The 23836-nt window shown below is 34.4% G+C and carries 25 protein-coding genes and 2 pseudogenes; 22 read left to right on the plus strand and 5 right to left on the minus strand.

All coding sequences use genetic code 11. The features are described from left to right. Positions 1 to 52: 52 nt before the first annotated feature. The 7 genes and pseudogenes from ABH961_RS07620 to ABH961_RS07650 all read left to right on the plus strand — a co-directional run bounded on the left by ABH961_RS07620 (position 53) and on the right by ABH961_RS07650 (position 6191). Positions 53 to 1252 carry an FAD/NAD(P)-binding oxidoreductase gene (locus tag ABH961_RS07620; RefSeq protein ID WP_098077105.1) on the plus strand — a complete coding sequence of 400 codons (1200 nt, stop codon included), beginning with the start codon at positions 53 to 55 and terminating at the stop codon, positions 1250 to 1252. A gap of 66 nt (positions 1253 to 1318) precedes the next feature. Then, positions 1319 to 2755: an MBL fold metallo-hydrolase gene (locus tag ABH961_RS07625; RefSeq protein ID WP_098077108.1), complete on the plus strand. Its 1437-nt coding sequence runs from the start codon at positions 1319 to 1321 to the stop codon at positions 2753 to 2755. 115 nt (positions 2756 to 2870) lie between these two features. Continuing rightward, positions 2871 to 3134 (plus strand): annotated as a pseudogene (locus ABH961_RS07630) (metallophosphoesterase); the annotation flags it as partial. A 208-nt stretch (positions 3135 to 3342) separates the two neighbouring features. After that, the gene (locus ABH961_RS07635) at positions 3343 to 3594 is read left to right on the plus strand and encodes a hypothetical protein (protein ID WP_000548621.1); all 252 of its coding nucleotides are present in this window, start codon (positions 3343 to 3345) and stop codon (positions 3592 to 3594) included. Positions 3595 to 3771: 177 nt separating this feature from the next. Continuing rightward, complete coding sequence (locus tag ABH961_RS07640) at positions 3772 to 4497, plus strand: ABC transporter ATP-binding protein (RefSeq protein ID WP_098630524.1); 726 nt, start codon at positions 3772 to 3774, stop codon at positions 4495 to 4497. Next, positions 4494 to 5513, plus strand: coding sequence for an ABC transporter permease (locus tag ABH961_RS07645; protein ID WP_098077114.1), 1020 nt, complete (start codon positions 4494 to 4496; stop codon positions 5511 to 5513). Before ABH961_RS07640 ends, ABH961_RS07645 begins: the two co-directional genes overlap by 4 nt. Before the next feature lie 24 nt (positions 5514 to 5537). Beyond that, positions 5538 to 6191 (plus strand): TetR/AcrR family transcriptional regulator, encoded by a 654-nt coding sequence (locus tag ABH961_RS07650; RefSeq protein WP_098077117.1) that lies wholly within the window; start codon positions 5538 to 5540, stop codon positions 6189 to 6191. A 199-nt stretch (positions 6192 to 6390) separates the two neighbouring features. Here ABH961_RS07650 and ABH961_RS07655 read toward each other — a convergent pair whose 3' ends face one another. Continuing rightward, positions 6391 to 6690, minus strand: a complete 300-nt coding sequence (locus ABH961_RS07655; RefSeq protein ID WP_098077120.1) for a WGxxGxxG family protein — start codon at positions 6688 to 6690, stop codon at positions 6391 to 6393. Positions 6691 to 6862: 172 nt separating this feature from the next. Beyond that, positions 6863 to 7378, minus strand: a complete 516-nt coding sequence (locus tag ABH961_RS07660) for a DUF3231 family protein (RefSeq protein ID WP_087986148.1) — start codon at positions 7376 to 7378, stop codon at positions 6863 to 6865. Between the two features lie 465 nt (positions 7379 to 7843). On the opposite strand from ABH961_RS07660, the gene ABH961_RS07665 reads away from it, so the two are divergent. The 10 genes from ABH961_RS07665 to ABH961_RS07710 all read left to right on the plus strand — a co-directional run bounded on the left by ABH961_RS07665 (position 7844) and on the right by ABH961_RS07710 (position 18511). Beyond that, positions 7844 to 8812, plus strand: coding sequence for a YbgA family protein (locus ABH961_RS07665; protein ID WP_098077123.1), 969 nt, complete (start codon positions 7844 to 7846; stop codon positions 8810 to 8812). 216 nt (positions 8813 to 9028) lie between these two features. After that, on the plus strand, positions 9029 to 10174 hold the full coding sequence (locus tag ABH961_RS07670) for an acyl-CoA dehydrogenase (protein ID WP_000397260.1): 1146 nt from the start codon (positions 9029 to 9031) through the stop codon (positions 10172 to 10174). A 15-nt stretch (positions 10175 to 10189) separates the two neighbouring features. Continuing rightward, entirely contained in the window at positions 10190 to 11527 is a 1338-nt protein-coding gene (locus tag ABH961_RS07675) for an acetyl-CoA carboxylase biotin carboxylase subunit (RefSeq protein ID WP_098077126.1), read from the plus strand. Between the two features lie 26 nt (positions 11528 to 11553). Continuing rightward, positions 11554 to 11769, plus strand: coding sequence for an acetyl-CoA carboxylase biotin carboxyl carrier protein subunit (locus tag ABH961_RS07680; protein WP_001987345.1), 216 nt, complete (start codon positions 11554 to 11556; stop codon positions 11767 to 11769). A 21-nt stretch (positions 11770 to 11790) separates the two neighbouring features. Then, a complete protein-coding gene (gene mvaB / locus ABH961_RS07685; RefSeq protein WP_048546963.1) occupies positions 11791 to 12702 on the plus strand; it encodes a hydroxymethylglutaryl-CoA lyase in 912 nt (303 codons plus the stop codon). Between the two features lie 4 nt (positions 12703 to 12706). Continuing rightward, complete coding sequence (locus ABH961_RS07690) at positions 12707 to 13495, plus strand: enoyl-CoA hydratase (RefSeq protein ID WP_048546966.1); 789 nt, start codon at positions 12707 to 12709, stop codon at positions 13493 to 13495. Positions 13496 to 13497: 2 nt separating this feature from the next. Further along, complete coding sequence (locus tag ABH961_RS07695) at positions 13498 to 15039, plus strand: acyl-CoA carboxylase subunit beta (RefSeq protein WP_075306983.1); 1542 nt, start codon at positions 13498 to 13500, stop codon at positions 15037 to 15039. Between the two features lie 48 nt (positions 15040 to 15087). Continuing rightward, the gene (locus ABH961_RS07700) at positions 15088 to 17028 is read left to right on the plus strand and encodes an AMP-binding protein (RefSeq protein WP_048546970.1); all 1941 of its coding nucleotides are present in this window, start codon (positions 15088 to 15090) and stop codon (positions 17026 to 17028) included. A gap of 955 nt (positions 17029 to 17983) precedes the next feature. Beyond that, the gene (locus ABH961_RS07705) at positions 17984 to 18199 is read left to right on the plus strand and encodes a hypothetical protein (RefSeq protein ID WP_000237380.1); all 216 of its coding nucleotides are present in this window, start codon (positions 17984 to 17986) and stop codon (positions 18197 to 18199) included. 45 nt (positions 18200 to 18244) lie between these two features. Further along, the gene (locus tag ABH961_RS07710; RefSeq protein WP_404519171.1) at positions 18245 to 18511 is read left to right on the plus strand and encodes a hypothetical protein; all 267 of its coding nucleotides are present in this window, start codon (positions 18245 to 18247) and stop codon (positions 18509 to 18511) included. A gap of 17 nt (positions 18512 to 18528) precedes the next feature. On the opposite strand, the pseudogene ABH961_RS07715 reads toward ABH961_RS07710, so the two are convergent. Next, positions 18529 to 18585, minus strand: a pseudogene (locus tag ABH961_RS07715) (exosporium leader peptide-containing protein); the annotation flags it as partial. A 197-nt stretch (positions 18586 to 18782) separates the two neighbouring features. Continuing rightward, entirely contained in the window at positions 18783 to 19151 is a 369-nt protein-coding gene (locus tag ABH961_RS07720) for an FtsB family cell division protein (protein ID WP_048546974.1), read from the minus strand. Positions 19152 to 19949: 798 nt separating this feature from the next. On the opposite strand from ABH961_RS07720, the gene exsK reads away from it, so the two are divergent. The 5 genes from exsK to ABH961_RS07745 all read left to right on the plus strand — a co-directional run bounded on the left by exsK (position 19950) and on the right by ABH961_RS07745 (position 22731). Beyond that, positions 19950 to 20264: an exosporium protein ExsK gene (exsK, locus tag ABH961_RS07725; protein WP_000535565.1), complete on the plus strand. Its 315-nt coding sequence runs from the start codon at positions 19950 to 19952 to the stop codon at positions 20262 to 20264. Between the two features lie 117 nt (positions 20265 to 20381). After that, positions 20382 to 20921 (plus strand): GNAT family N-acetyltransferase, encoded by a 540-nt coding sequence (locus ABH961_RS07730; protein WP_180236373.1) that lies wholly within the window; start codon positions 20382 to 20384, stop codon positions 20919 to 20921. Between the two features lie 51 nt (positions 20922 to 20972). Beyond that, positions 20973 to 21533 carry a nucleoside/nucleotide kinase family protein gene (locus ABH961_RS07735; protein ID WP_098642375.1) on the plus strand — a complete coding sequence of 187 codons (561 nt, stop codon included), beginning with the start codon at positions 20973 to 20975 and terminating at the stop codon, positions 21531 to 21533. Then, positions 21526 to 22266 carry an alpha/beta fold hydrolase gene (locus ABH961_RS07740; protein WP_098077150.1) on the plus strand — a complete coding sequence of 247 codons (741 nt, stop codon included), beginning with the start codon at positions 21526 to 21528 and terminating at the stop codon, positions 22264 to 22266. The genes ABH961_RS07735 and ABH961_RS07740 overlap by 8 nt, the downstream gene beginning before the upstream one ends. A gap of 6 nt (positions 22267 to 22272) precedes the next feature. After that, a complete protein-coding gene (locus ABH961_RS07745; protein WP_048546986.1) occupies positions 22273 to 22731 on the plus strand; it encodes a DinB family protein in 459 nt (152 codons plus the stop codon). A gap of 58 nt (positions 22732 to 22789) precedes the next feature. On the opposite strand, the gene ABH961_RS07750 is transcribed toward ABH961_RS07745, so the two are convergent. Then, positions 22790 to 23806, minus strand: coding sequence for a D-alanyl-D-alanine carboxypeptidase family protein (locus ABH961_RS07750; RefSeq protein WP_098077153.1), 1017 nt, complete (start codon positions 23804 to 23806; stop codon positions 22790 to 22792). Positions 23807 to 23836: the final 30 nt, after the last annotated feature.

Here is a 23836-nt window from a genome sequence, read left to right on the forward strand (position 1 = left end):
TACGGCTGCGAATTAGTTGTTTTAAAAATCAAATTTAGATGGGAAGAGGATAATGAAGACCAGAGATAGTTATAAAATTATTGTAATTGGTGCTGGGACGGCAGGAATATCTTCTACTGCACATTTGTTACGAAATGTACCCCTATTGAAAGAAGATATAGCAATTATTGATCCATCAAAAAAACATTATTTCCAACCACTATGGAGTTTAGTAGGGGGAGGAATTGTTTCAAAGGAAAGTACGATGCGTGATCAAGAAGTGCTTATTCCAAAAGGTGCAACGTGGATTCCTAAAAGTGTCGTTAAGTTGTTTCCGGAAGAAAATAAGCTACTTTTAGATGATGGACTGCTGCTTGAGTATGAAATTCTTATTGTAGCAGCCGGTATACAAATAAATTGGGATGGTATTAAAGGCTTGAAGGAGTCTATTGGGACTAATGGGGTTTGTAGCAATTACTCTTATAAATATGTTGATTCTACTTGGAGAGAAATTGAAAAATTTAAAGGAGGAAATGCAGTTTTTACCCACCCAAACACTCCTATTAAATGCGGTGGTGCTCCACAAAAGATTATGTATTTAGCAGAAGAGTATTTTTGTAATAGCGGTGTAAGAAACAAAAGTGAAGTAATGTTTTATACGGCGAACGCTAATATATTTCAGGTTCCACGTTATGCTAATACATTAGAACAAGTACTAGAAAGAAAGCAAATTATAACGAATTATAATAAAAATTTAGTAGAAATTATTGCCGGAAAAAGAGAAGCAATTTTTGAAGATACGCAAACACTGAAAAGAGAAACTGTACCATACAGTATGATCCATGTTGTTCCACCAATGGGGCCACCTAATTTTATTAAAGAGAGTGAGATAAGTGATTCTCAGGGGTGGGTAGATATAAGCCCTTATACTTTGCAGCATGTACAGTATAAGAATATTTTCGGACTTGGAGATTGTACCAATTTACCCACCTCTAAAACTGGAGCGGCAATTCGAAAACAAATACCTGTCTTAAAACAAAATATTATGGACGTACTTAACGGAAGAGACTTGCATGCTAAATATGATGGATATACATCCTGTCCGATTGTTACAGGTTATAAAAGTCTTATACTCGCTGAATTTAACTATGAACATGAGCCTCAAGAAACATTTCCGTTTAATCAAGCGAAAGAACGATATAGTATGTTTTTACTTAAAAGATATATGTTGCCCTATATGTATTGGAATTTTATGTTGAAAGGGATGCTATAGGAGAAGATAGAAAGCAGTTATACAAATTGAAAAGTACTTTGAAATAACTATTTGGAGGGAATAGCTATGCTTTTAAAATATTTTTATGATGAAAAATTAGCACATGCTTCCTATTTGGTCGGTTGTCAGAAGGAAGGCGTAGCAATTGTAATTGATCCAGGTCGCTATATAGAACAATATATAGAATTTGCTAAGAAAGAGGGAATGGAAGTAATTGCTGCGGCTGAAACTCACATTCATGCAGATTTTCTTTCTGGGTCTAGAGAACTTTCTAATCTTTATGATGCAAAGTTATATGTATCTGATGAAGGAGATTGTGATTGGAAATATCAATATCTTAACGAAGGTCGATACAAATTGGTTAGAGAGGGCACAGAGTTTAAAATAGGTCATATAAAATTTAATGTAATTCACACCCCAGGGCATACGCCTGAAAGTATTTCTTTTTTAGTAACGGATACAAGTCAAAATAATTATACGAATGAAAAGCCAATGGGAATATTCACAGGTGATTTTATATTTGTAGGAGATATAGGAAGACCGGATTTATTAGAAACTGCTGTAGGTATGAAAAATACTGCAAAAATAGGAGCGAAACAATTATTTAATTCTATACAAAAAATAAAAATACTCCCTGATTATTTGCAAATATGGCCATCACATGGTGCAGGAAGCGCATGTGGAAAAGCATTAGGAGCAATTCCAACTTCTACATTAGGTTATGAAAAGATGTTCAATTGGGCATTTCAGTGTAATGAAGAAAGTGATTTTGTATCGACTTTATTGAGGGGACAACCAGAGCCTCCAAAGTATTTTTCATTAATGAAGAATTTAAATAAGTCTGGTCCTCCAATTCGTAAGAAGAGAGAAGTTATTGCTATTGATACAGTAGAAAAACTTCAAGAAGTTATGACAAGCGTTCAGCAAATAGTTGATATAAGGGAGGTAGAGAGTTTTGCTTCTGGTCACATCGAGAAATCAATTAACATACCGCATAACAATTCCTTTACAACTTGGTGTGGATGGTTACTAGATTATAAAACAGAAACTTTAATCGTTCTAGATGAGGAAAAGGTTAGAGTGGAGGAAGTTATTAGAGACTTTGAATCTATTGGGCTCGATAATATTATTGCTTTTGTACCTGTAAAGGTAATACAAAGATTTAATAGATTAGAAAGTTACAAAGAAGACACATCAATCGAATTATATCCGCATATAAAAGGTGGAAGTGTTAAGGTAATCGACGTGCGTAGTAAAAAAGAGTGGGAGGAAGGACATCTTCATAATGCAATACATATCCCTTTAGGAAATCTATTTAAGCAGCTAGATTGTATACCAAAAGATTGCCCAATAGTTTTACAATGTCGAACCGGATTGCGTTCCGCTATAGCAGCTAGTATTTTACAAAGAGCAGGTATAAAGGAAGTAGTGAATTTAAAGGGAGGATTTCTTGCATGGAAAAAAGAAGGGCTTCCTTATATAACATGTAATCGCAATGTGTAGGGAAATAATTTTTATTAATTTATCCGATAAGGAAAATTGCGGATTACATAGGAGTATATCTATATATAGGAGCAATACAGTTAGATAGTGTATTAAAATAGGAGAAATAGATGATTTATTCTATAGACCTGAATTTATTCAGAATTATGCTGATGAGCAAATAGATATAGTTTTATCAGGACACGCTCATGGTGGACAATTTAGGTTACCATTTATCAGCAAATTAGTGGTTCCAAATCAAGGTGTTTTACCTAAATATACAACCAGTTTATATGAAAAACAAAATACGTCTATGGTAGTAAGTAGAGGATTAGGCAATAGTATCATTCCGCAAATAATTTTTAATAGGCCAGAACTTGTAGTCGTACAGTTAAATTGAACTGTACGATTTTTTGTACAGAAAAAATAGGCCATATGCATTTTATACAAGTTAACATTACAGTTTTGTTAAAATTTTTCTACGTTACATAAAGTAACAAAATTTGACCCGGAGAGTTTGTTATAGTGTAAATAATCAAAAAACTTAAAAATTAGTCGAGTGAAAAGTGTGATAAGCAATTCAGTAAAAAACTTAAAGGGGTGTACACATGCATAAAGAATATGAAATTGAAGAGTATACGGCGATTGAGGAACAAATACATTATTATTGTAAATGTTTATTAGTAAGTCATCCTGATCAAATTATAAAGTATTTAGAAAAAAGGTTAGAAAAATATGCAGAAACATTACAATATGCCCATTTATATCCCGACACAGTTATATTACCGTTACAGCAATTAGTTATCGAATATTCTTTAGATGTTGCTAGAATTAGAAAATATATGAATTTAAAAACGTAAAATGAAATATATAATTTAAATGAAACAGAGTCGACTTTAAGAAATGAAATTCTAATGTCGACTCTGTTTCATTGTTTAAGATTGAAAATACATACTAATCAATGAAGTTTGACATATAATTACGCAAGAGTAAAATGAAAGTGAGTACTCACTCATTTTGAAAAGGGAGAAGAATACATGCAGCAACCTGCCATTATTTTACGAACCGTGTCAAAAAGTTTTTGGAAAAAAGAAGTTTTACACAATCTTTCATTGCAAGTTGAAAAAGCAGAGATATTTGGTTTAGTTGGGCCTTCAGGTTCAGGGAAAACGACTCTTATTAAATTGATTGCAGGTATTAATGAGGCAACGAAAGGTGAAGTGCTTGTATACAACACGAACATGCCTAATTTAAATGAAATGAAAAGAATTGGTTATATGGCTCAGGCTGATGCATTATATGAAGAACTATCAGCATATGAAAATGCAGATTTTATTGCAACGATGTATGGATTAAAAGGAAAACATAAAAAAGAAAGAATCGAAGAGGTTTTTGACCTTGTACAATTATCAAAACATATAAGACAGCAAGTGCAGCATTTTTCAGGTGGGATGAAGAAGCGTTTATCATTAGCGATAGCACTCCTTCATGAACCTGAAATATTAATTTTAGATGAGCCAACAGTGGGGATAGATCCACTTCTTAGAAAAACAATCTGGGAAAAATTTTATGATTTGAAAAAGAAAGGCACAACTATTATTGTAACGACGCACATTATGGATGAAGCTGAATTTTGTGAGCATTTAGGGTTGATTAGAGAAGGAAAGCTAGTTGCGACTGGAACACCTGAAGAATTGAAAAAACGGGTATCATCAGGACGGATTGAAGATGTCTTTTTGTTGGAAGAGGTGGCCCTATCATAAGAGTTACTGGTGTAATCATTCGTATTATTCGCCAATTTTTTCGAGATAAACGTTCGTTAGCGATGATGTTTGGGGCACCAATGTTATTACTTTGGTTATTGTCTCTAGTGTTTACACAAAAAGACTATGTACCGCATATTGCTGTAGTTGATGTGCCTGCTCCTATTGTAAAAACAATGAAAACTCAAGAAGCCTCAATTTATGAATACGGCAAAGAGAAAGCAATTTCAGAGTTAGAACAGCAAAAGGTAGATGCAGTAATTTATTTAGAGAATGGGAAAATGAATGTTTTATTAGAAGGAAGTGATTCATCAAAAAATCGTGCTGTACTTCAAGTTTTACAAAAGAGTTCAGAAAAGAATGATGTATCAGTTATGAAGCCTGAAGTAAATTACTTACATGGCTCTAAAGACTTTACAATGTTTGATGGGCTTGGCCCCGTATTGATTGGTTTCTTTACATTTTTCTTTGTATTTATATTATCTGGAGTTTCCTTTGTTAGAGAACGTTTAAGTGGTACATTAGAGAGGTTATTGTCCACTCCAGTGAGAAGATGGGAAATAGTTGTAGGATATATTATTGGTTTTGGAATCTTTGCATTTATACAATCAATTATAATCGTGAATTTTTCAGTTTATATTTTAGACTTGTATGTAGCTGGCTCCATATGGCTAACGCTACTTATTACATGTATGCTTTCTTTAACAGCACTAACTTTAGGGACATTTTTATCAGCATACGCAAATAATGAATTTCAAATGATTCAATTTATACCGCTTGTCATTGTGCCACAAATTTTCTTTTCTGGGTTGTTTCCAATTGAATCTATGAATAAGTGGCTACAAATGTTAGGGAAATTATTTCCGCTCACATATGGAGCTGACGCAATGAGACAAGTGATGATTCGAAATCAAGGATTTACAGAGATTGCGTTAAATCTAACTGTATTACTACTTTTTTCTCTATTATTTGCAATAGGGAATGTATTTGCATTAAAGAAACATCGGAAAATATAATGATGATACAAAGGGGCATTATAGATGAAGAAGGATTGGTTGGATGAATTAATTGCCGCAACTAATACGGATAAACGAAATGAACGTCAAATGCGTATTTTAGAGGCAGCTGTTGATATGTTTGGAGAAAAAGGATATGCATCAACTTCTACAAGTGAAATTGCAAAGCGTGCTGGTGTAGCGGAAGGAACAATCTTCCGCTACTATAAAACGAAAAAAGATTTATTGTTAGCAGTCGTCATGCCGACATTAACAAAGTTTGCTGCACCATTTTTCGTACAAGCCTTTGCAAAGGAAATATTTAAATCGAAGTATGAATCATATGAGGGACTTTTACGATTTGTCATTCATAATAGATTTGAATTTGCTCAAAAGCACTTTCCTATGATTAAAATATTAATTCAAGAAGTACCATTTCAACCAGAGCTAAAAAATGAAATACAACAATTATTAGAAACGGAACTTTTTTCACATTTCAAAAAGTTGATTGTGAAGTTTCAAGAAAAAGGAGAAATTATTGAGATACCACCATCTTCTGTATTACGTCTTACTTTATCAGCTGTATTAGGTTTACTATTAACACGATTTTTATTATTGCCTGAAGAAAAATGGGATGATGAAGTGGAAATTGAAAATACGATTCAATTTATATTGTATGGATTAACGCCACGAATCTAACTATAACAACATTTTAGGGGTTTGATTTTTGGTATTTAAATAAATGTAATTTAATAGGTTTAATCATAAGTAAAAATATGTTGATGTGTGAATTACATATACTATTTTTAAGCAAATAATAAATCGCCTTTAAAAAGGCGATTTATATTCATTATACAATTTTGATAGATAAGTACTTGTTTACGAAAAACATTCTAGATTAACGTACTTCTTTGTCTCTTCTTCTAAGACCTAATAATCCTGCTAGACCTAATAAACCCAGCCAAGCCCAATTATTATTTCTATCATGATTATTATTTATATCATTTGTCGTATTTACATTTCGAGTTCTCACATCATTATTAACTCTGTTCAAGTTATTATCATTAACTCGAGTTGACATATCAGTGTTATTAACTCTATTCATATGATTTCCATCGTATTCAGCTTGGGCGGATGTGCCTAAAAACATAATAGATAGTGCTAAAACACTTAAAATAGATGATAATTTTTTCCTCATAAATTTCCCCTCCTTTCCTATGTATTAATTTCTCCATTGCTTTTGTACATTATTCGTATCACAGTATCTAAATCATAAAGTTAAAATTATTAGAACTATCTTTAATCTCCATTATTAAAAGGACAGGTAAATACAACGAAGCGGTTAACAAAAGTTAACCGCTTACTCCATGTTATGCTTGATCAGATTGAAGAACATGTAAAGGAGGAGGAATAATCCAGCCTTTTTTCTTATTTAACCGTAGTAAGGTAGCACCTGCTTGTGCCTTTTTCATATGGAATTGTCCAAACATCATTCCTACGTCTTCTCGAAGTGATTGTCCCATCGCTTGGCTACATGCTACTAGTCCAGCAGCAAGATCCATAGAAACTTTAGCTGCAATTTCTGCGTCATTAATACGAGCACCAGGAGGGATTGTTTCAATAGATGCAACTGGACGCTCTGGAGGTGCTGGTGGTAATGCCACACCGTTTGATTTTAACAAGTTTTTTAGTTCTTCAACTTCTGATTGGATATCATTTTCTATAAGATTTTCTAAAAACTTTTTTAAGTCCTCGTCTCCAGAATGATTGACAAGAACTTGGTAACCAGCAATTGCACCTTGTGCCCCTGCAAGATAGCTCCAAATGGCAAAGACTTCTCCGTAATGCATTGGTTCATTTTGGGGATTACCACTTAATACTCCCATTTTAATATGCCTCCTTAAAATGAATGGATTTTTTGAAATATTTTTTACCAAAGAAAAAATGCTTCTGAAAATGTTCCGTAATAAAGAAAGTAGGTTTCTAAAATTCATTTGGAACACCCTAACTACAAGTAATACTTTCTCAGTCTATAATGTACAAATATAAAGAATATATTCCAAATAACTTGGGATTAAAATTCGTATTAAGACTTATTTTAATTTAAATGTAAAGAGGAGAGGAAAGAATCTGTAACTATGCTAGTAAAGATGGATTGTGTTTAGACAAAAATGTATTAACAAGTTTGTACAAGAACTTGTTAATACATATACGAAATAGATTTGAATTGCAGTTGATATAGCATTAAATTTATAGTTATTATAAAAATAATCAATATAAACAGACTTTGCTTAAGATACTAATATCAGTACAATTTAGATTGTATGGATTGATACAATGGAGGTAATGAAATGCGGCAATTTGCAAAACCAACAATAGTTGTAAGTAAATGTTTAGAATTTGACGCCTGTCGTTATAATGCAGAGATGATACCAGATGTAACAATACGAAATTTGCAGCCATTTGTTACATTTATACCTGTTTGTCCAGAAGTCGAGATCGGATTAGGGACTCCTCGTGAAACGATACGAATTGTAGAAGAAAATGGTGTGAATAGGCTTGTACAGCCGTCGACACGAGAAGATGTAACTGAAAAAATGGAGCAATTTTCAAATGTCTTTTTACAAACGATATCTGATGTGGATGGTTTTATTTTAAAGAATCGTTCGCCGAGTTGTGGTACGCGTGATGTGAAAATTTATTCTAGTTTTGAAAAAGCACCAGCAAAAGGAAAGGGATCTGGTTTATTTGGCGGAGCAGTAATAAAAAATTTTTCGCATCTTCCAATTGAAGAAGAGGGTAGATTGTCGAATTTTATTATTAGAGAACATTTCTTTACAAGGCTGTTTACAATCGCGCATTATAAAATGATTAAACATACTAAAAACATAAAAGAACTCGTATCATTTCAATCAGACTATAAGTATTTATTTATGGCATATAATCAAGTGAAACAAAAAGAATTAGGGCGTATTATTGCAAATCAAAAAAATGAAACGATTGAAGTGGTATTTGAAAACTATGAGAAGACTTTATATGAATTATTTATGCGCACACCCCGCTATACATCGAATGTAAATGTATGTGAGCATATTTTTGGATATTTTAAAACTAAGCTGAAAAAACAAGAAAAAGATCATTTTTTAGATTTGATACAAAAGTATATAGAAAAGAAAATCCCGCTTAGTAGCTTACTTGCAATTTTAAAATCATGGGCCATTCGATTTGACGAAAAGTATTTATTAAGACAAACATATTTTGAACCTTACCCTGAAGCTTTAGTAGAAATTTCTGATTCGGGAAAAGGTAGAGATTATTAAACGATAAACTACATAATTCGACAAGAAAACTCCTATGTTGTTGTAGAACAATGTAGGAATTTTTTTGTGCATTAGTACAGAATCTGTTTTAAAATTAAGTTATGACAGAATTATAGCAATTATCTAACTAATATTCGTGTCTTTTAATTCGTAATGTTTGTAGTAGAAACTCGCACGCTGTCGAAACTCAATATTCGATAAGGGGTGTGTAGCGGAATGGAATTTACTCTAACTCGCGAAAAACAAATGATTAAAGAAATGGTACGTGACTTTGCTGAAAAGGAAATCGCACCGAAAGCTGTATATTATGACAAAACTGCGGAATTTCCATATGAAACATTTCAAAAAATGGGCGAACTAGGATTATTAGGAATCCCATTCCCTGAAGAGTATGGAGGTTCAGGTGGCGATACTGTATCGTACGCGTTAGCAGTTGAAGAAATTGGTCGTGCTTGTGGTGGGACAGGATTAAGTTACGCTGCAACAATTTCATTAGGTGCTTCTCCAATTTATTATTTCGGTACAGAAGAACAAAAACAGAAATATTTAATTCCAATGGCATCAGGTAAAACTTTAGGTGCTTTCGGATTAACTGAGCCGAACGCTGGATCTGATGCAGGTGGTACACAAACGAAAGCTGTATTAGATGGAGACGAGTATGTTATTAGTGGTGAAAAGTGTTGGATTACAAATGCAGAGTATGCAAATACAATTATTGTAACCGCTATCAACGGTGTTGAAGATAATGGTAGAAAGCGTATTTCGGCATTTATCGTACCGACTACAAGTGAAGGATTAACGATTTCAAGTCCTTACGATAAGATGGGTGTTCGTGCTTCTAATACATGTGAAATCGTACTTGATGGTGTACGTGTACCGAAAGAAAATATTCTTGGTGATGTAAATAAAGGATTTAAACAATTCTTATATACACTTGATGGAGGACGTATTTCAATTGCAGCATTAGCAGTAGGTATTGCACAATCAGCATTTGAACGTGCACTGCAATATGCGAAAGAACGTCAACAATTTGGAAAGTCAATTTCTAATTTCCAAGCGATTCAATTTAAATTAGCTGATATGGCGACTGAAGTAGAGCTAGCCCGTAATTTAGTACATAAAGCAGCTTGGTTAAAAGATAACGATAAACCTTTCGGTAAAGAAGCGGCTATGGCAAAACTTTTCGCATCTGAGGCTGCTAGTCGTATTGCAAATCAAGCGGTACAAATTCACGGTGGATACGGCTATATGCGTGAATATGAAGTAGAACGACATATTCGTGATGCAAAACTATTAGAAATTGGTGAAGGAACTTCTGAAATTCAACGTCTCGTAATTGCTAGACATTTAGGATGTAGATAAAAAGGAGGAATCACTATGTTTCAAAAAATATTAATTGCCAATCGCGGGGAAATCGCAGTTCGTATTATGAAAACTTGTCAAAAACTTGGCATTCGCACTGTTGCTATTTATTCTGAGGCAGATGAAAATGCCTTACATGTAAAAATGGCAAATGAAGCTTACTTAGTAGGTGGGCCGCGTGTCCAAGAAAGCTATTTAAACCTTGAAAAAATTATTGAAATAGCTAAGAAGACAAATGTTGAAGCAATCCATCCGGGATATGGATTATTATCTGAGAATCCATCTTTTCCGGTTCGCTGTAAAGAAGAAGGAATCGTATTTATCGGTCCTTCAGAAGAAATTATAACGAAGATGGGAAGTAAAATCGAATCACGTATTGCGATGCAAGCTGCAGATGTCCCAGTAGTTCCAGGCATTACTACAAATATTGAAACTGCTGAAGAAGCAATTGAAATTGCTAAACAAATTGGTTACCCATTAATGTTGAAGGCATCCGCAGGCGGCGGAGGCATTGGAATGCAGTTGATGGAAACTGAGCAAACGCTCACCAAAGCATTTGAAAGCAACAAAACGAGAGCACAAAACTTCTTCGGTAACGGAGAAATGTATTTAGAGCGCTATATTGCAGATGCACATCATATTGAAATTCAGCTTTTAGCAGATACACATGGTAACACAGTGTATTTATGGGAGCGTGAATGTTCAGTACAGCGCCGAAATCAGAAAGTAATTGAAGAAGCACCTTCACCATTTTTAGATGAAGGTACACGAAAAGCGATGGGTGAAGTTGCTGTACAAGCTGCTAAAGCTCTAGGGTATACAAATGCTGGTACAGTTGAGTTTCTAGTAGATGATCAGAAGAACTTCTATTTCTTAGAGATGAATACGAGATTACAAGTAGAGCATCCGGTTACAGAAGAAATTACTGGTTTAGATCTTGTAGAACAACAACTTCTAATTGCATACGGTGAGAAACTATCATTTACACAAGATGATGTAAAACGTAGTGGTCATGCCATTGAGGCACGTATTTATGCAGAGGATCCGAAAACTTTCTTCCCATCACCTGGGAAAATTACAAATTTAACGCTTCCATCAAATGTACGTATTGATCACTTTTTGGAGAATCAAGTCACGATTACACCTTTCTACGATCCAATGATTGCGAAAGTCATTGCTCATGGTGAAACTCGTGAAGAAGCAATTTCAAAATTACATGATGCTTTAGAAGAATTAAAAGTAGAAGGTATTAAAACGAACACGCCAATGTTACTTCAAGTATTGGAAGACGATGTGTTCAAAAGTGGTATTTATACAACAGGTTTTGTAACGAAACAACTTGTTAAAAAATAAGATTTAACAATATTAAGGGGGAAAAAATGATGACGAAAGTATATGCATCGATGGCAGGAAATGTATGGAAGATTGTTGTAGGAGTAGGAGATACAGTAGAGGAAGAGCAAGATGTCGTCATTTTGGAATCTATGAAAATGGAAATTCCAATCATTTCAGAAGAAGCTGGCACAGTTATGAAAATTAATGTGCAAGAAGGCGATTTTGTAAATGAAGGAGATGTATTACTAGAAATTGAATAGGGAGATATAGGGGGAAGCGAATTGAAACTACCTAATTTTGCTGTCATTAAAGAAGTCGGGCCACGTGATGGCTTACAAAATGAAAAAAAGATTGTTGGCACAAAAGATAAAGTAAAATGGATTCAACTACTTACAGAGGCGGGATTATCGTACGTTGAAGTTTCCTCATTCGTTCACCCTAAATGGGTCCCTGCATTAGCAGATGCAAATGATGTGTTTTCTGAGCTAAAAAGGGAACCAAATGTGACATATGCAGCGCTTGTTCCAAATCAAAATGGTTTGGAACGAGCTTTTTTGCAAAATGTAGATGAGGTGAATGTTTTTTTATCAGCAAGTGAATCTCATAATAAAAGTAATATTAATAAATCAATTAAAGAAGCATTAGTTGTAATTGAAGATATAACAAAACAGGCATTATTCGAAGGGAAAAAGGTAAGAGGCTATGTTTCTACTGTATTTGGATGTCCTTATGAAGGGGATATAAGTGCCACAGCAGTTGACGAATTATGTAATCAACTATTTTCATACGGCATTTATGAAGTATCTCTTGGTGACACGATTGGTGTAGCGAATCCACTACAAGTAGAGCGAGTATTAGAGCATTTATTAAAGAAATATGATGCTTCGCAGTTTGCAATGCACTTCCATAATACGTATGGAATGGCTCTGGCGAATGTAGTTAAGTCATTAGAATATGGTATTACAACATTTGATAGTTCTTGTGGTGGTCTTGGTGGATGTCCATATGCACCAGGAGCATCAGGCAATGTTGCAACCGATGACTTAGTTCATATGCTCCATAAGTTAGGGGTCCAAACGAATATTGATGAAGAGAAGTTATTGAAAGCGAGTCAATTCATTCAAAGTAAATTAAATATCCAATTACCGAGTCATGTGTATAGAGCGCTTCAACATAAAACGATAAGTAGGTGAGAAGATGCTACAACTACAAAACATTTCAGTTAATTATGTAACACCTCACGTTGTAAAGATTTCGTTATATCGTGAAAGACAAGCAAACTCATTATCTTTAGCGTTATTAGAAGAGTTACAAAACATATTAACTCAAATAAGTGAAGAGTCCAATACTCGTGTAGTTATTTTAACAGGTGCTGGTGAAAAAGCGTTTTGTGCTGGTGCTGATTTAAAAGAACGTGCTGGTATGAATGAGGAACAAGTTCGCCATGCTGTTAGTATGATTCGCACTACTATGGAGATGGTTGAACAATTACCACAGCCAGTTATTGCTGCCATAAACGGAATCGCCCTTGGTGGCGGTACGGAATTAAGTTTAGCTTGTGATTTTAGAATTGCGGCTGAATCTGCAAGTCTTGGTCTTACTGAAACTACACTTGCAATTATACCAGGAGCAGGTGGTACGCAGCGTTTACCAAGATTAATTGGTGTTGGTAGAGCGAAAGAATTAATTTATACAGGCAGACGTATTTCAGCGCAAGAAGCAAAAGAATATGGTTTAGTAGAATTTGTTGTACCAGCTCATTTACTTGAAGAGAAAGCGATTGAAATAGCAGAGAAAATTGCTAGTAATGGTCCTATTGCTGTTCGATTAGCAAAAGAAGCAATTTCAAACGGTATTCAAGTTGATTTACATACCGGATTACAAATGGAAAAACAAGCGTATGAAGGTGTAATCCATACGAAAGATAGATTAGAAGGATTACAAGCATTCAAGGAAAAACGCACACCAATGTATAAGGGGGAGTAAATATGTTAGACCAAAAACAACAATCGAATACATTTGAAGAACGAGTTGAAGCGATTAAACAAGGCGGCGCACCAAAGTATCATGAACAAAACAAAGCAAAAGGAAAACTATTCGTTCGAGATCGCTTAGCTCTTTTATTTGATAATGGTGAATATGTAGAAGATGCATTATTTGCAAATTGTGAACAAACAGGATTACCTGCTGATGGTGTTATAACGGCAACGGGTAAAATACATGGTCGTACTGCATGCGTAATGGCAAATGATTCAACGGTAAAGGCTGGATCATGGGGCGCACGTACAGTTGAAAAGATTTTACGTATTCAAGAAACGGCAGAAAAATTACGTGTTCCGTTATTTTATTTAGTTGACTCTGCTGGAGCGCGTATTACAGATCAAGTAGAAATGTTCCCAGGGCGCCGCGGTGCAGGAAGAATTTTCTACAATCAAGTGAAATTATCAGGTAAAGTTCCTCAAGTATGCTTATTATTTGGACCTTCGGCAGCTGGTGGCGCATATATTCCAGCCTTTTGTGACATTGTTATGATGGTAGAAGGAAATGCATCTATGTACTTAGGTTCTCCTCGTATGGCGGAGATGGTTATCGGCGAGAAGGTAACTTTAGAGGAGATGGGCGGAGCTCGTATGCATTGCTCTGTATCAGGATGCGGAGATGTTTTATGTAAAACAGAAGAAGATGCGATTACACAAGCAAGACAATACATTTCATATTTTCCAAACAACTACTTAGAGAAGACTCCATTGGTTACACCTCAAGAACCGAAACAATTCGAAAAAACGTTAGAACAAATCATTCCAGAAAATCAAAATGCTCCTTTCAATATGAAAGATCTCATTAATAGAGTTATTGATGAAGGTTCTTTCTATGAAGTGAAAAAATTATTTGCTCAAGAACTAATTACAGGCTTGGCACGTATTGATGGTAAGCCAGTTGGTATTATTGCAAATCAACCGCGTATGAAAGGCGGCGTATTATTCCACGATTCAGCGGATAAAGCAGCGAAGTTTATTAATTTATGTGATGCATATCATATTCCATTGTTATTCCTTGCAGATGTACCTGGATTTATGATTGGTACAAAAGTAGAGCGTGCTGGTATTATTCGTCATGGTGCAAAGATGATTTCTGCAATGAGTGAAGCAACTGTACCGAAAATTTCTATCGTTGTTCGTAAAGCATACGGTGCTGGTTTATATGCAATGGCAGGTCCAGCCTTTGAACCAGATTGCTGCCTAGCATTACCGACAGCTTCTATTGCAGTAATGGGTCCAGAAGCGGCAGTCAATGCTGTATATGCAAATAAGATTGCAGCTTTACCAGAAGAAGAGCGTGATAGCTTCATTGCTGAAAAACGCGAAGAGTATAAGAAAGATATTGATATTTACCATTTGGCATCAGAGATGGTCATTGATGGTATTGTTCATCCAAACAATTTAAGAGAAGAGTTAAAAGGACGATTCGAAATGTATATGAGTAAATATCAAGTATTTACAGATCGTAAACATCCTGTTTATCCAGTTTAAAGCCCTATTTAGGGCTTTCTTGCTCAAAAAGTCAAGGAGGGGAAAACATTGAAACAAGCAGTTTGGTTTCCAACAGAAGAATATAAAGAAAAAACGCGTTTATATGGTTGGATGAAATCATTGGGCTATGAAGATTATGAAACGTTTTATAATAAATCTATTGAAGAAACAGATTGGTTTTGGGGAGAAGCTGAGAAAGCGGTTGGCTATCAATGGATGAAGCCTTATACAGAAGTGCTAGATTTAGAAAATGGTACGCCGTTTGCACAGTGGTATAATGGCGGAACATGTAACGTTGTAGAATCAGTTTTATCACGCTGGCTTGCAGATGATGAAACAAGAACGCAACCAGCACTACAGTACGAGGGAGAAAATGGAACTTCAAAATCATTTACATATGAAGATCTTGACAACTGGGTAAGTCGCGTTGCAAACGGTTTGAAACATGCGGGTATTGAAAAAGGTGACCGTGTAACAATTTATATGCCGATGATTCCAGAAACAGTTGTTGCAATGCTAGCTGTTATGAAAATCGGAGCAATTATTTCACCAATATTCTCAGGATTTGCGTCTGATGCAGTCATGACTCGTGTACAAGCGGCAGAATCAAAAATGATCATTACTGCAGATGGTTTTTCACGCCGGGGTAAAGTTGTTTCATTAAAAGACGAAGTAGATAAAGCTTGCGAACATTGTCCAACTGTTGAAAAAGTTGTTATTGTTCGTCATGCAGGAAATGATTTTACACCACATAATTATGATTTCCCATGGAGTGCGCTAGAAAAAGAAAAACCATTTACACATGCTGAAGAGATGAATAGTGATGATCCGTTAATGCTCATTTATACATCAGGTACAACTGGGAAACCGAAAGGAACAGTACATACACATGCTGGTTTCCCTTTGAAATCTGCATTTGATGCAGGATTTGGAATGAACATCAAACAAGGTGACCGCGTATTATGGGTAACTGATATGGGCTGGATGATGGGACCGTTTTTATTATTCGGCTCTCTCATTAATGGAGCAACGATGGTTATGTACGAAGGTGTTCCAGATTTCCCAGAAGCAGATCGTTTATGGGAGACCGTTGATAAATATGAAATTACACATCTCGGTATATCACCAACATTAATTCGTTCGTTAATGGCAAAGGGTGATGAGTATGTAAATAAACATTCGCTCAAGAGTTTAGAAGTATTCGCATCAACAGGTGAACCTTGGAATCCAGATCCTTGGATGTGGCTATTTGAAACAGTTGGAAAAAATAATGTACCAATTTGTAACTATTCAGGCGGAACTGAAATTTCTGGTGGGATTTTCGGAAACGTCCTTATTAAACCAATTGCACCGATTAGTTTTAACGCATCTTTACCAGGAATGGCAGCGGTTGTGCTCGATGATCAAGGCAATCCAATTCGTGATGAAGTTGGAGAATTATGTTTAGAGAAACCTTGGGTTGGTATGACGAAAAGTTTCTGGGAAGACGATGAGCGTTATGTGAACACGTATTGGTCACGTTTTGAAAACAAATGGGTTCATGGTGACTGGGTGATTTATGATGGTGAGCAATATATTATTACAGGACGCTCAGATGATACGTTAAACATTGCTGGAAAACGTATTGGACCTGCAGAATATGAATCTATTCTTGTGAAGCATAATGATGTCATAGAAGCTGCCGCGATTGGAGTACCTGATGATGTAAAAGGTGAAGTTTGTCATTGTTTTGTAGTATTAAGGGACAATGTAACATTCACAGGAGAGTTAAAGAAAGAATTAATGAGTTTAGTAAACTCTCATATCGGAAAAGCATTGTGTCCAAAAGATATTCACGTTGTAGAAGATTTACCAAAAACACGTAATTCTAAAGTAATGCGACGCGTCATTAAAGCTGCTTACTTAGGAAAAGAATTAGGGGATTTATCATCACTTGTAAATCCTGAAGTAGTTCCGTTTATTCAGGGGTTACAGTCTAGCAAACTATAAAATTACGAATGAGCTCTATGTAAATAGAGCTCATTTTTAATGTTTACAAAAAGATAAGAGAGAAAAAGTAAATTTGAAGTTAAAAAATCTACTATTAGTGTTAAGTATATGTGTTTGTTTTTAGTTTTTATCAAAATAGGATACTATGGCTGTCTATTCAATGGAGTGATTGAATTTTGTTAAGAATGAAAATTTAGTGAAGAAAAAAGTAAGAAATAAAAGGAGAAATCCCTGGGGGACAGGGATTCAATAAGGGAGATATCATTGTCGTTCAATGTCGAAATTTGGCGTATTCGACAAATTAATATTATCACGAATTTTCAGGAGATTGTGATAGTGGATGTGTCAAAAATGTGTACGGGTTTCATATAAAAGTGTTAATTAAATAGGAAAAGGGAAAAGAATTAAGTTCACTCGTTCTTAAGGTTTTTCCCTTTTAAATTTACTGCTTGTTCGTTGTTCTATATACATCTGAAATTGGTAAATCGTCGTCATGTAAAGCTTGAGTACTGTCCTTTTTGTTTGAATCATGTGCCTCCTGAGATGTTTCTTGCATTTGCTCTTGGGCTTTACTAGGGGTATTCAGCGCATCCGATGACACATAATCAAGCTGTTGACTTAATAGATTTTTTTATCCATGTTATGTAGCTCCTTTTTGAACTTAGATATAAAAACGAAGTGTTTTTAAATAGTTACGTGGGTATTATGTATCTTTGAATGGAATTATATACATAAACTATATTGAGAATTTAACTAATTATAAAAATCACTTGTGATGACAAGCTGAAGAAATATAAAGATCATTAGTTCTTAATAAAAGTTTTATTTTAGTAGGGTGTTTCGAAATTTCATTTGAAAGGAACATCCCAATGATAAAATGAGCACTGTAAATCAGTGCTCATCTTATCAGAAATTGCTTAGTACTTAAAGATAAAACCATTACGGACAATTCACAATGGTAATAGTGACGCTAGCCATTGTTCCAGGAGAATCAAGAAGTGAAGCAGTAACGGTTACTGTTCCAGGCCCATTAGCGGCTAGAAATACAGCGGTAAAGTTACCTGAAGCATTTGTAATGACAGCAAGAGGAACCATGAAAGCAAGAGAAGGATTACTAAATGAAAAACTGACCACTACTCCTGGAGTAGGACTACCGTTTACTAATACTTGACCCGAAAAAAATAAAGTATTATTTCCTTGAGTGGATACACATGTCGTGGTTTCGTTAGAAGTCAAAGTAATAGATGCAGGCCCAGCAGGAAGATTAAATCCAGTTGGTCCAGTTGGTCCAGTTGGTCCAGTTGGTCCAGTTGGTCCAGTTGGTCCAGTTGATCCAGTTGGTCCAGTTGGTCCAGTTGATCCAGTTGGTCCAGTTGGCCCAGTTGGTCCAGTTGGTCCAGTTGATCCAGTTGGTCCAGTTGATCCAGTTGGTCCGGTTGAACCCGTAGCTCCTGTAGAACCGGTGGGACCAGTAGGGAATTGAAAGGGTTGAACAGGTGGAAGTGTAGGTCCAATAGAACCCGGATTAAGTGCAGCAAAAGATAAAAACTTGTCCATTATTTATCACCTCTAAAATCGTATTACTAATAGTAAATGTAATGATAGAGCAAAGTGAAATGGACAAGCGGTTGTATTTTAATAAATTAAACAAAATAGTTATTTGATAGAAAAAGAAATTAGTATGTTTATTTTAGAAATTAAATATAAAAAGGCGATTATCGTCAAATCGCCTTTTTGGGTAATGCAGTGTAATTTTATTCAGTTATTTGAAATATAGTTTCATTCGGTTTGGAAAATCCATACAGTTTCCTTGCGAATTTTAAAACTTCTTCTTCACTACCTGTTAAAACTTTAACATCATTTTTAAGGGTATGACCATCCTTCTTTAAAGAAGATAATTTTTGTTGCCCCGTATTAACCGTGATTTGTTTTTCTTTAATCATTTCTTGCTGGTTATTAAGAGAATATTGAAGGACAAAAATTATAGGTAATATAAAAGCTAAAGTAGTTATAATACGGCGTCTTGTTATTTTATTATTACCTTGTTTGGTGTTAGCGTTCACTTGCTGTGAGGGTATATTAGGATTTGATTGTTGTGATGATATTTTTGGGATGTTTCCCATTAAAATGCCTCCATTACTGATTGTAGAATTTAAACTGTTTAAAAGTATTATAAATGTTCAATGGGAATTTTAGAAGATAGTTTAATATAAGTGAGTTTTGTAAGGTTTAAACAAAATCCTTATTTAAATAAAAGGACCCCCGATTGTCTGCGGGGCTCCTAAGGGTAATCGTCAAGTAATGACGTACTCGACTAGTTAACGATATCATGAATTTTTTGGTAAATATACTGGTAAATGCGTCCAAATTAATGAGAGCATTATTTGAAACAAAAACGCTATTTTAATAGGGAGGGGAATAATGATGATTCCATGGGACAAGCGAGTATACATTGTATCAAGGTGATTATTTTATTACAGAGGGGACAATTTTTCAAGAGATAGTTGAGAGAACTACTGGTTATGATATTAATCAACAAACACTTGTTGAAGGAAACGTTAAGATTTTAAATAATATCTTATCTTGGAGTACGCTTTTCTGAATGTATATTTCACAACAGCAAAGGTACTATATTAATGCAAACAAAGCCTATGTATATGGTATTTGTAAAGTAATAGGAAAAGCTGGGGATTCTTAAAGGAGCTGACTTATAAGAGGTTGTCTAAACTTTAAATTCAGCAGAATTAAATCCAATTCCCCTCATTAAACAAGCTTCAAATTGTTAGAGGCCTGTTTTTATAGTTAATAAAGAAAAGAATGTCTAATACAATTGTTTGTTTTTTCCTTTCTATGTGTTTGTCTCTTACACTTTTAAGCTTGTGGACATACTTTACTAATAGAAAGGATTAGGGGGTGAGGTTTTGGGTTCTCGATTTAATAATTGTAAAAAGAAGTGTACATGTAAACAGGATGATTGTTGGGATGCTTTCGAAGAATGTAAAAAAGAACAAGAAGAACAAAATAAAAAATGCGATTGTTGCTGTGTACAAGGAATTAGAGATGAGCTTAAAAAATTAGTAAACAGAGCCGTGCGAATTACTACAGTAGGAAATAATTATGCAGGAACTGTTTCTTCAGTAACTTGCGATGTTGTAAAGCTTGCTAATAGTGCTGGGGTAGTTACGGTAATTATTTCTGTTTGTAAAATTGAAGCGATTGAACTTTTGTTGACATAGGAAAATAGCATAATTATGCCTTTTTTTGTAAAGCCATTCTTATGAATGGCTTTATTTTAATTTCGTATAAAAGGAGAATATATTCTTTATATAGAAATAGGTTTGAGGCTATAAAGAGTGATGTACGAAAGGAGAATGAGAGTGATTAAATTAGTACCCTTTAAAAGATCTGATTTCAAACAATTAATAAATTGGATTAATTCCGAAGAGTTTTTAATACAATGGTCGGGAAATGCATTTACATATCCTTTAAATGAACAGCAATTAGAGAAATATACAGAATGTGCAAACACATTGGCATTCAAAATAATGGATGAAGAGACTAAAGCAGTTATTGGTCATATTTCACTTGGGCAAATTGACAATATAAATAAATCTGCAAGAATTGGAAAAGTGTTAGTTGGTGATACGAAAATGCGAGGGCGTTCTATAGGGAAACATATGATGAAAGCAGTATTACAAATTGCATTTAAAGAATTAAAACTACATAGAGTAACTCTTGGTGTTTATGATTTTAATACGTCGGCCATCTCATGTTATGAAAAAATAGGATTTGTAAAAGAAGGTTTATTAAGAGAATCCAAAAAAGTAGGAGAAACATATTGGAATTTATGGGAAATGAGTATGTTAGAATATGAATGGAGTGATAAAAAATAATAGTTTTTTATAATTATGTTATGTCAATTAAAAGGGGTATGGTGGGAAGTTATGAATAAAAATACTAAAGTAATTTCAGTTGCAGCTGTTTCAGGAGGAGGTAAAACTACTGTTACAGAAAGTTTAACTCACAAGTTAATGAATTCAAAAGCACTATATTTTGATAGCTATGACTTTGATAATTGTCCTGCTGATATTTGTAAATGGATTGATGATGGAGCAAATTATGATGAATGGGTACTTACGCCATTAATTCATGATATTCAGCATCTTATACGAGAGGCTAATGTAGATTATATTATTTTAGATTATCCTTTTGCATACTTAAATAGTGAAATGCGAGAGTTTATTGATGTAACTATATTTATCGATACACCTTTAGATATTGCGATGGCTAGAAGAATTTTGCGAGATTTTAAAGAAGATACAATAGATGAAATACATAATGATTTGAAACATTACATGACATTTGCGAGAAAAGCATATTTAGAGGCAATTCATACTGTTAAGCCGAATTCGGATATTATATTGGATGGCTCTTTATCTGTAAGTGAAATAATTAATCATGCTGTAGAGGAACTTGGCCTGAGAGAATTGATTGTCAATGGTTAAATGTATAGAAGAATATTTACAAGTTGACGATTTTAAAATGTATACGAAAAAGTTCCAAGGAAAGAAGCTGCAGCCAGTTATTATAATGGAGGCAGGTTATGGTGATTATTCAAAGACATGGGATCATATCGCTGAAGAGTTGACGGAATATGGGACGGTACTTACATATGATCGAGCGGGCTTAGGAAAAAGTGGGAAGAGTTCCAAGCGACGTATTAGTTCTGAAATGGTAAAAGATTTAATAAGTTGCTTAGCGCAACTACAATTGAAACCACCTTATATTTTTGTAGGACATTCTTTTGGCGGTATAAATGCACGTTTATTTGCGACTACTTATCCCAAAGATTTGCTGGGAATCGTTTTGGTTGATTCGACACCGGAAAATTATAAAGAAGATTTTCTGCCAATCATGTCTCCAGAATTTCAAGAAGCTTACTATAAACAGTTTGTATATGAAAGTTCTTATGAAGAGTTTACATTTAGTTTAAGTGAAGTAGATAGACATTGTAAATTAATGAATGATATTCCACTTGTCGTGTTAGCTGCGGGTAAAAAAGCTTTTTATTCGCCAGATGCACAAATGAAATGGTTACAATTGCAAGAAGAATTATTACGATTATCATACAATCATAAATTTGTAATTGCAGAAAAAAGCGGTCACTATATTCAAAAAGATGAACCATATTATGTAATAGATGCGGTTAAGTGGATTGTTGAGGTAGGGGAGAGATAAATATATATGTACACGTTATTTCAATACAATTGGCAAGTAAGGGATGATTGGTTTAAGTGGTGTGAACAACTTTCAGAGGAAGAATTACTCCGCAAGCGTGTAGGTGGTGTTGGGAGTGTTTTAGAAACATTATTCCATATTGTCGATGTTGAGTACAGCTGGATTAGTGCGCTTCAAGGAAAAGAAGATAATGAACCGCAGTTTAAAGATTATCAATCCATCCAAAAAGTGAAAGCGTTATCTAATTTATATATACGAGAATTAGAAGATTTTTTACAGTTGTGGTCATCTAGCCTAGAATGTAAGATATTAAAAGCTTCGTGGACAGATAAAACATATACATACGGTGAAGTTTTAAGACATGTAATTGTGCATGAAATTCACCATATTGGTCAGCTATCTATATGGGCGAGAGAATTAAATCTTCAGCCTGTTTCAGCGAATTTAATTGGAAGAGGATTATAAATTTAGAAACCGGCTTGCACTGTAAATGCAAGCCGGTTTTTATATAAAAGAAGATTTCCTAGTTGAAATCCTCGGATTTTTTCTGACGTATATGTAAAAACATTAAAATTGTAATGATGAAGAAAATCAACAATGTTTGTATGATCAAATTTTTAAATTGAAGCAAAACTGTCCACGATGTAACAGCATCTTTAAAAGCTTGGAGTGCAGAGTACGAGGAAGGATCAAAACCGTACTGTAGTAACTTTTTTGTTTCAATAAAAGTACTATTTTCTTCATTGGAGTCTAATATTACGGAAATAAGTCTAGTATCTCCTCGTTTTGCTGTACTGACAAAACTATAATTACCATTAGTTGAAAAACTAGTTTGTAAGCCGTCAACACCTTGGAGTTTAATGTTTTTATTAAGAGAATAAATCATTTTATTTGTGTTGAAAACTTTTGAGTCTTTGAAGGTAAATTGGTAAGAGGTTAGTTTCGTAACATTCAATACATCTGGAAAGTCTTTTACTAATTGTGTTGCTAGTTTAGCTACGTCTATAGCTGTTGTAGTTGATTGTTTATTTGTATCGTTATTCATTCCAGTAGCATTTAGAAACGGGGATGGTTGTGATAACTTTAGTTGTTTTGCTTTCTCATTCATTAAAAGTGTAAAGTTATCTTCGTTTCCAGCAATGTGTTCTGCAAGGGCAAGTGCGGAACGATTATTCCCTGTCAAAAACAATGCATGAAGTAAATCACGAACTGTCGTTTTATCTTTCGAAGTTACTTGTATAGGACTCGTTTCTGCTCGGAAAACTTCGTTACTTATTTTTACTAATTCATCTAACTGTATGTTTCCTTCATTCAGTTGTTCCAGTGTGATATACTCTGTCATTAATTTAGATAAAGTAGCTGATTGTATAGGAGTTTCTTCATTTTTTTTATAAACAACTTCACTTGAATTAGCATCTATTAAAATAGCTGATTTAGCTTGAATAATTGGACCATTTACATAGAGGTAAAAATATAAAACGATAAGTGCTGTAATAACAAAAGATAAGAATAAAATTGTGAACTTTTTCAAGAATTGCATAAGCGATCCTCCTACTATGACATCAATAAT

The organism is Bacillus sp. RC251 (assembly GCF_044908765.1).
Lineage (GTDB): Bacteria > Bacillota > Bacilli > Bacillales > Bacillaceae_G > Bacillus_A > Bacillus_A wiedmannii.

Coding starts and splice junctions, on each gene's coding strand:
- ABH961_RS07750 (WP_098077153.1), bottom strand. CDS start 23,806: ATGCAATTCTTGAAAAAGTTCACAATTTTATTCTTATCTTTTGTTATT.
- ABH961_RS07655 (WP_098077120.1), bottom strand. CDS start 6,690: ATGAGGAAAAAATTATCATCTATTTTAAGTGTTTTAGCACTATCTATT.
- ABH961_RS07720 (WP_048546974.1), bottom strand. CDS start 19,151: ATGGGAAACATCCCAAAAATATCATCACAACAATCAAATCCTAATATA.
- ABH961_RS07635 (WP_000548621.1), top strand. CDS start 3,343: ATGCATAAAGAATATGAAATTGAAGAGTATACGGCGATTGAGGAACAA.
- ABH961_RS07705 (WP_000237380.1), top strand. CDS start 17,984: ATGGTAATAGTGACGCTAGCCATTGTTCCAGGAGAATCAAGAAGTGAA.
- ABH961_RS07690 (WP_048546966.1), top strand. CDS start 12,707: ATGCTACAACTACAAAACATTTCAGTTAATTATGTAACACCTCACGTT.
- ABH961_RS07640 (WP_098630524.1), top strand. CDS start 3,772: ATGCAGCAACCTGCCATTATTTTACGAACCGTGTCAAAAAGTTTTTGG.
- ABH961_RS07680 (WP_001987345.1), top strand. CDS start 11,554: ATGATGACGAAAGTATATGCATCGATGGCAGGAAATGTATGGAAGATT.
- ABH961_RS07735 (WP_098642375.1), top strand. CDS start 20,973: ATGAATAAAAATACTAAAGTAATTTCAGTTGCAGCTGTTTCAGGAGGA.
- ABH961_RS07650 (WP_098077117.1), top strand. CDS start 5,538: ATGAAGAAGGATTGGTTGGATGAATTAATTGCCGCAACTAATACGGAT.
- ABH961_RS07745 (WP_048546986.1), top strand. CDS start 22,273: ATGTACACGTTATTTCAATACAATTGGCAAGTAAGGGATGATTGGTTT.
- ABH961_RS07675 (WP_098077126.1), top strand. CDS start 10,190: ATGTTTCAAAAAATATTAATTGCCAATCGCGGGGAAATCGCAGTTCGT.
- ABH961_RS07660 (WP_087986148.1), bottom strand. CDS start 7,378: ATGGGAGTATTAAGTGGTAATCCCCAAAATGAACCAATGCATTACGGA.
- ABH961_RS07695 (WP_075306983.1), top strand. CDS start 13,498: ATGTTAGACCAAAAACAACAATCGAATACATTTGAAGAACGAGTTGAA.
- ABH961_RS07620 (WP_098077105.1), top strand. CDS start 53: ATGAAGACCAGAGATAGTTATAAAATTATTGTAATTGGTGCTGGGACG.
- ABH961_RS07665 (WP_098077123.1), top strand. CDS start 7,844: ATGCGGCAATTTGCAAAACCAACAATAGTTGTAAGTAAATGTTTAGAA.
- ABH961_RS07670 (WP_000397260.1), top strand. CDS start 9,029: ATGGAATTTACTCTAACTCGCGAAAAACAAATGATTAAAGAAATGGTA.
- ABH961_RS07740 (WP_098077150.1), top strand. CDS start 21,526: ATGGTTAAATGTATAGAAGAATATTTACAAGTTGACGATTTTAAAATG.
- ABH961_RS07625 (WP_098077108.1), top strand. CDS start 1,319: ATGCTTTTAAAATATTTTTATGATGAAAAATTAGCACATGCTTCCTAT.